This is a genomic window from Candidatus Agathobaculum pullicola (genome assembly GCF_052117205.1).
In the GTDB taxonomy this organism is placed as follows: Bacteria; Bacillota; Clostridia; order Oscillospirales; family Butyricicoccaceae; genus Agathobaculum; species Agathobaculum pullicola.
In genome coordinates this window covers 23,527-30,135 of sequence record NZ_JBQKJP010000038.1, presented here as the reverse complement: position 1 = coordinate 30,135, position 6,609 = coordinate 23,527, and the positions used below count along the sequence as shown (strand labels likewise).

Genomic DNA, 6,609 nt, shown 5'->3' with positions numbered 1-6,609 from the left:
TAAATACGGCACGTTCAAACCAAACGATACTATCATTCGCGCGGAAGCTGCGGCAATTATTAACCGAGTAGTAGATTCGAGCAAGCGCAAGGAAGTGACTCTCGAGGATGATGATACCGCTGTTGAAATGCCAGAGGGCATTTATGAGTTGCCAGATGGTAGTAATGTAGGTTCTTATACTGGAATGATTTATCCGGCAGAGGGTATGACCATAAATGGTGTTAAGGTAGAGCGTGATCCTGAAACCGGAGTGCTTGGTTTAGGTGGTGAAGGCAAGGGTGGTATTTACCTTGGCGTCGCTTCTCCAATCACTGGTGCAACAATTAAAGTTGGTTCGACAGCTCCCACCGACTATTATGATAATATGGGTGGCCAGTACTTGCAAAAGGGCGACTACGTTTTCTGGGAAGCTGAATGGGCTATGATTCAGGGTGCAGGTATGGAGAAGCTCGAGAAGGTTTCCAATCCAACTGAGGGAATGGTAGCAGACATTCATGGCAACCTTACCACTGGCAAGGTTGGTGATAAGAATGTATTCTTTGATTATAACGGAGACTACTGGGAAATGTGCCAGTAATGGTAACACTATCCCTTTAGGCTACAAAGTCAAACTAGAGAGGTGTGATGTTTAGGCATCACACCTCCTCTTAGTATAAGGAGGAAATTTCAAGAATGACAATTACACCACGAGGCCATCCGAACTACACATTGAGCGGAATAAGTTTCAACAGGAGGTAAACAGATGCAACGAAGAAGCAGAATATCGAGGATATTTAGTTTGGTTCTAGGTCAATTGCGAAAGGAAAAGGGATAGGTGATCTCGAATGTGAGAAAACCTATCCCTTTGTCTTTGATTATGCCTTTTTAGTTTGAAAGTTTGACGAAACCTGTTTGACCGCTGCCTAGAAACATATTGATTTAGTTTTGTTTTCCTGTCTCAGGCTGGTTTTTGCGGCCTTTTTTCGTTGTGATCGTTTTAATGAGCGATTTCATTTTTATCGATTTCAAGCAGAATAGCGCTGAACTTTGTAAGGGTAACGGTAAAAATATCGGGGTTTTGTCCCCATGAAGGATGGTTTTCTTTGAATTGTCCGCCGAAATGCGCCCAGTCAGTGTTCAGCAGGATTGCCGCGTTGGGCAGGGGAGCAGAAAAGGTATACGGCTTATCCGAGAAGTTGCAGACCGCGACCAGATGCTCGCCTGCGCTGCGGCGTTCCCATGCGAACACGCAGGGCGCATCAGGTGCAGTGGGCAACCAGCGGAAGGAATCCGGCATATAGTCCGTGTGCAGCGCAGGATGTGCGCGGTAGACTTGGCTCAGCGAGCGGAAAAATACATGAAACGGGCCGCCCGAATACGTCCAGTCCGGCTCGGCGGCCTCGCTCCATTCGACGCGCAGACCAAGTTCGTTGCCCATGAAGTTCAGTTTTTTGCCTGGATGTGCAAACATGTAAAGATAGAACGCACGCGCTTGCGCGTACTTGTCGGTTAGGTCGGCACCCCACATCTTTTGCACAATCGCGGCCTTGCCGTGTACGACCTCGTCGTGCGAAAGTGGCAGAAGGTAATGCTCATTCGGAAAATATTTCATGGAAAACAGCAGTTGGCCACGCCGCTCAGCGCGCTTGTCCGGCGGGGTCTGCATATAGGTCAGCGTATCGTGCATCCAGCCAAGATCCCACTTATAATCAAAGCCTAATCCACCCCGGGATACAGGGCGGGTGACGCCCGGAAACGTAGTCGAGTCCTCGGCTATGAGCAGTGCAGAGGGGTGCCGGGCTTTGAGTCCGGCGTTCATTTGCTTCAAGAAGTTCAGCGTTTCGCCGTTCACACCGCGCGCAGGGTCGCCCTGCCAGTAGATGAGGCGGCTGACGGCATCCATGAGCAGGCCATCAAAATGGAACTCTTCCAGCCAATAATTCGCAGCGGACTGCAAAAAGCAGCGAACCTCGCGGCGGGAATGAATGAAATTACAGCTTCCCCACTCGCTTTCCCCCACATCGGGGTGGGGGTATTCGTAAAGCGGCGTCCCATCAAACTGTGCAAGGCCATAGCCATCCACCGCGAAGTGGACAGGAACAAAGTCCATGATAGCGCCAATGCCTGCGTGATGCAGCCGGTCAATCAGCATTTTGAGCTGTGCGGGTGAGCCATAGCGCGAGGTCGGTGCGAAGAAACCGGTGTTCTGATAACCCCATGAGCCATCAAACGGATGCTCGGACAGAGGCAGAAACTCCACGTGTGTGAAGCCGTTTTCGCACAGATAGGGAATGAGCAGGTCTGCTATTTCGTCATAGCGATACCAGCCGTTTTCGTCTGCGGGATTGCGTTTCCAAGAGCCGAGGTGCAGCTCGTAAATATTCAGCGGCGCATCGAGTGCGGCTGTGCGAGAGGACATCCAGTCCGTATCAGTAAAGTGGTACTCATCCGGGTCGGTGATGATCGAGCAGCAGCCCGGACGCAGTTCCATAGCAAAGCCATAAGGGTCGCAGTGCTCAACCACCATGCCGCTGTGGGAGGTAATGCGGTACTTGTAGTACTGCCCGGCATGGGCGTTCGGCAGGGAGACCTCCCAGAAACCGCTGCGGCCATCCTGTGTCAGTTCGTTTTCTTTCCAGTCGTTAAACGCGCCTGTAAGCGTGATTTTGGCGGCATTTGGTGCAAAAACCCGAAAAATGGTCGATTGCTCTTTGATGTGGGCGCCGAACCAGCGCCATGCGTCGAATACGGTTCCGTCAAAAAAATCCTGCTTGTCCATGAGACTCCCCTCCCGGCACTGTTTGCAGTATAGTAACAGTATAGGGGATGGGTTGATAAAACACAACCGCCAAACCAAGGGGGATTTGTTTAATATTTTTTGAACCAAATTACCCGGAAACGGCTCTTAATACTGGAAGGCCTTTCAAACAGGCGGTGAGAAAATTTATGAACCAAAATGCCGCCGATAGGCTCTTATTGACAGGTGCACCAAAACACAAAGGAGCAAAGTTATGACCGATGAACAACTTGTCCGACGGATGCAGCAGGGCGACATGCAGGCGTTCGATGAATTGTATGAGCGTTATAAAAACGATGCCTACCGGATTGCCTGCTTGATTACCGGAAACCGTGCGGACGGGGAGGATTTGACACAAGAGGCGTTTGTGACCTGTGTGCGGTCGATTGGGTCGCTTAAGGACGGTTCAAAATTTCGCCCTTGGCTACTCAGAACGCTGTCGCGTGCGGCGTGGAAATACTGCCGCAAGGGCAAACGTGAAACACCGGTGTCGGAGTTTTTCGAGACCGGTGAGGGCGAAAGCGCGCTGTCTGCCGTGCTGCGAACCGATGAACAGCGGCGGCTGTATGAAGCAATGTACGCACTTGACGAAAAACGTCGCACCGTGCTGGTGCTGTATTATTTCGACAACCGGCCGGTCAAGGAGATTGCGCGCACACTCGGCGTGACTGAGGGTACGGTCAAATCCCGCCTGTTTTCCGCCCGCCGCCATCTGCGGCAGGCGCTGACCGAAAAAGACGAAAAGCCGGAGGAGGCTGTGACACATGGATGAGATGAAGATGGAACGCGAGATGCAGAATATGCTGAACCGGTGCGCAGAGGGGATGCAGGCCCCCGACACGCTCAAGACCCGTATTGATGTTGCGCTGAAAAGCGGAGCGGTGCCGCGCAAGGTGCGCTGCCCGTTTGTCAAACGCTTGGCAGCGGTTGCGCTGGTGGCGGCAGTAGCCGTCACGGGCGCAGTAGCGGGCAACGGTATTGTGGCCTATACATTTGGCAGTTCATGGTCGAATGAGCGCATGAACTACGAGGAGACGCAGGCCGAATTGGTTGACGGCGCCAAGGTGCCGGAGTCGTTTTCAAACGGTTTTGTGTTTGAAAATGCTGTGCATGTGTATGGCGGCGAAAAGGATGAGGACGGCAACGTGTTGCGTGAGTGGACGAATATCGACGCGGACTATCAGCGGGATGGCGTGACCATAAATCTGGGCGTCGGCGAAGCAAAAGACGACGGTACGACCGTGGACACCAGCCGCTTTGACGATACGCGCGCGATTGACGGCGTAACCGTGCAGTACAGTGCAGACGACTACAAAGCAGTGCCCACGGACTACGAGCCGACTGCCGAGGAGCAGGCAGCGATGGAAGCTGGGGATTTGCAGATTGGTTACGGCGCAAATGAAGTAACCGTGCAGCAGTACCAGTTCCTCTGCTGGGAGAAGGATGGCGTGTCTTACACGCTCAGCGGCTTTGACCTTGATATGACAGCCGATGAACTGTTCCAGATGGCACAGGAGATTATCGCGTCGTAAACTGCGAAAAATGATAAATTTTGAGAAAAAACCAACAAAACTCAGAAAAGCGTCCGCATGGACGCTTTTCTGCTTTCTCAGTATTGATCGAAGTAGCCCTCGCCGCCATTGGCCAGCGACTTGAGTGCTTGTTCCGCGCGCGTATCCGGATCGTCGGATACGCAGACGGCATCGGTCAGCGTTTCGCGTGATGTGTGAGGCAGTTCGAAGAACCGCTCCATCGCGCGCGTGTCGTGTCCCATGGCGCTGAGAAAGGAAAAGGGCACGTCGGCTGATACATACTTCCGTTTATCGTGTTTCATGTGTGTTCGCTCCTTTCCGATTGCAGTATGTGCTGCGGACGTGATATAATACGGATAATATGGGAAAAGGAGCGCCACAAAATGGAGCTTGTCAAAAATAAAATTTATCGCTGCCAAATTGTCGATTACACGGCGGATGGAACCGGAATCGGTAAAATTGACGGCCGCGCGGTGTTCGTGCCGCGTACGGCAGTAGGCGATCAGTGCGATGTGCGCATCGTGAAACTCACAAAAAACGTGGCGTATGCACGGCTGGAAAAGCTGGTTGTGCCGTCGGGCGCGCGGATCCGTCCGATATGTCCGGTCGCGGATAAGTGTGGCGGCTGCTGTTATCAACATATCACGTATGAGGAGGAACTGCGCGCCAAGGAAAAAAAGGTGCGCGATGCACTCACCCGTATTGGCGGACAGGATGGCGCTGTGCTTCAAGGTATCACGGGTGCCCCTACGACCGAGCACTACCGCAACAAGGCGCAATATCCGGTCGGGCGGGATGCGGACGGCAATATTGTCACCGGATTCTACCGCCCGCGCAGCCATGATATTGTGCCGGTGGAGCGATGCCTGATTCAGTCGGAAACGGCTGACCATATCGCGGCCGTCGTGCGGCAATGGATGCAGGAATTTGATGTGCCGCCGTATGACTATGCCGCTAAGCGCGGCACTATACGGCATATTTATGTCCGTGTGGGCGAAAAGAGCGGCGAAAGTCAGTTGACGCTGATTGCGGCAACGCGTAAGATGCCCGCGCTGGATGAACTGGTGCGCCGCTTGCGGGAGGCCGAGCCGTCATTGACCGGTGTTTTGCTCAACCATAATCAGCGCGGGGATAATGTCATTTTGGGTGACCGCACAGATGTGCTGTGGGGCGAACCGATGCTCGAGGATCGGCTGTGCGGACATTCATTTTTGCTCTCACCAGAGGCGTTTTATCAGGTCAATCATGCGCAGGCTGAACGGTTATATGCTTGCGCAGTGGAATTTGCGGGATTGACAGGGCAAGAGACCGTTATCGATCTGTACTGCGGTGCCGGGACAATCACGCTGACACTTGCGGAGCAGGCAAAGCAGGTTATTGGTGTGGAAATCGTGCCGGAGGCAGTGGAAAATGCGCGGCAAAATGCGGTTCGCAATGCAATGGATAATGTAGAATTTATATGTGCGGATGCGGGGCAGGCGGCACGGCAGCTGGCTGTACGAGGTGTGCGGCCGGATGTGCTGGTGGTCGATCCGCCGCGTAAGGGTCTGGATGAGCAGACGCGTGATGCAATCTTGAAAATGATGCCGCCGCGCGTGGTTTATGTGTCATGTGATCCGGCAACACTTGGACGTGATGTGCGCGAATTGACCGGGGCCGGCTATCGGCTGGTCTGTGCACAGGCATTTGATTTGTTCCCGCGAACCGGGCATGTTGATACGGTATGTTTATTGTCCAAACTGAAATCGACTCAGCATATTGAAGTCGAAGTGAAGATGGACGAGATGGATTTGACCGATGCGGAGAAGAAAGCTACCTATCAAGAGATTAAGGATTATGTGCTGGAATATACCGGTTTGAAGGTCAGCAGCCTGTATATTGCTCAGGTGAAGCAGAAATGCGGTATCATCGAGCGTGAGAATTACAATAAGCCGAAATCTGAAGATGCCAAGCAGCCACAGTGTCCGGCGGAGAAGGAAAAGGCGATTATGGAGGCATTGAAGCACTTCGGGATGATTTGAGGTGACGAATATGGAGCGCTTGATTTCCTGTGAGTTCAATATGGATACTGCCTGTGTTGAACTGAAATTTGCCGATGGCAGCATGATTTCCATTGACACGATCGCCGTGGAGAACGAGGTAGCAGACAACATGTATCAGCGGTCGGAACTTGACTGGCTGATCTACAACAAGCCGTTGGAGTATGTGCAGCTTGTGCTGGTAGGTGATTTGGAGGGATATCTCCGAGGTACACCGGAGCATCGATTGATGGATTAAGTGAAAAGACGTCACGCAGCCCGC

The 6,609-nt window shown here is 52.7% G+C and carries 7 protein-coding genes; 5 read left to right on the top strand and 2 right to left on the bottom strand.

The features are described from left to right. On the top strand, positions 1-577 hold a 577-nt coding region (locus ACTQ3V_RS12035), incomplete at its 5' end, for a hypothetical protein (protein ID WP_441467721.1). 399 nt (positions 578-976) lie between these two features. Here ACTQ3V_RS12035 and glgB read toward each other — a convergent pair. Beyond that, a complete protein-coding gene (gene glgB, locus ACTQ3V_RS12030) occupies positions 977-2,758 on the bottom strand; it encodes a 1,4-alpha-glucan branching protein GlgB (RefSeq protein WP_441467720.1) in 1,782 nt (593 codons plus the stop codon). A 232-nt stretch (positions 2,759-2,990) separates the two neighbouring features. On the opposite strand from glgB, the gene ACTQ3V_RS12025 reads away from it, so the two are divergent. Both ACTQ3V_RS12025 and ACTQ3V_RS12020 read left to right on the top strand, forming a co-directional pair. After that, complete coding sequence (locus ACTQ3V_RS12025) at positions 2,991-3,548, top strand: RNA polymerase sigma factor (protein ID WP_441467719.1); 558 nt, start codon at positions 2,991-2,993, stop codon at positions 3,546-3,548. Beyond that, the gene (locus tag ACTQ3V_RS12020; RefSeq protein ID WP_441467718.1) at positions 3,541-4,308 is read left to right on the top strand and encodes a DUF4367 domain-containing protein; all 768 of its coding nucleotides are present in this window, start codon (positions 3,541-3,543) and stop codon (positions 4,306-4,308) included. Before ACTQ3V_RS12025 ends, ACTQ3V_RS12020 begins: the two co-directional genes overlap by 8 nt. Before the next feature lie 77 nt (positions 4,309-4,385). On the opposite strand, the gene ACTQ3V_RS12015 is transcribed toward ACTQ3V_RS12020, so the two are convergent. Then, positions 4,386-4,610, bottom strand: a complete 225-nt coding sequence (locus ACTQ3V_RS12015; protein ID WP_441467717.1) for a hypothetical protein — start codon at positions 4,608-4,610, stop codon at positions 4,386-4,388. An 81-nt stretch (positions 4,611-4,691) separates the two neighbouring features. Here ACTQ3V_RS12015 and rlmD point away from each other — a divergent pair, with 81 nt between their 5' ends. Both rlmD and ACTQ3V_RS12005 read left to right on the top strand, forming a co-directional pair. After that, positions 4,692-6,329, top strand: coding sequence for a 23S rRNA (uracil(1939)-C(5))-methyltransferase RlmD (rlmD, locus tag ACTQ3V_RS12010; RefSeq protein WP_441467716.1), 1,638 nt, complete (start codon positions 4,692-4,694; stop codon positions 6,327-6,329). A 10-nt stretch (positions 6,330-6,339) separates the two neighbouring features. Further along, positions 6,340-6,585: a DUF6061 family protein gene (locus ACTQ3V_RS12005; protein ID WP_441467715.1), complete on the top strand. Its 246-nt coding sequence runs from the start codon at positions 6,340-6,342 to the stop codon at positions 6,583-6,585. Positions 6,586-6,609 lie beyond the last annotated feature (24 nt).

Coding starts and splice junctions, on each gene's coding strand:
- glgB (WP_441467720.1), bottom strand. CDS start 2,758: ATGGACAAGCAGGATTTTTTTGACGGAACCGTATTCGACGCATGGCGC.
- ACTQ3V_RS12025 (WP_441467719.1), top strand. CDS start 2,991: ATGACCGATGAACAACTTGTCCGACGGATGCAGCAGGGCGACATGCAG.
- ACTQ3V_RS12020 (WP_441467718.1), top strand. CDS start 3,541: ATGGATGAGATGAAGATGGAACGCGAGATGCAGAATATGCTGAACCGG.
- ACTQ3V_RS12015 (WP_441467717.1), bottom strand. CDS start 4,610: ATGAAACACGATAAACGGAAGTATGTATCAGCCGACGTGCCCTTTTCC.
- rlmD (WP_441467716.1), top strand. CDS start 4,692: ATGGAGCTTGTCAAAAATAAAATTTATCGCTGCCAAATTGTCGATTAC.
- ACTQ3V_RS12005 (WP_441467715.1), top strand. CDS start 6,340: ATGGAGCGCTTGATTTCCTGTGAGTTCAATATGGATACTGCCTGTGTT.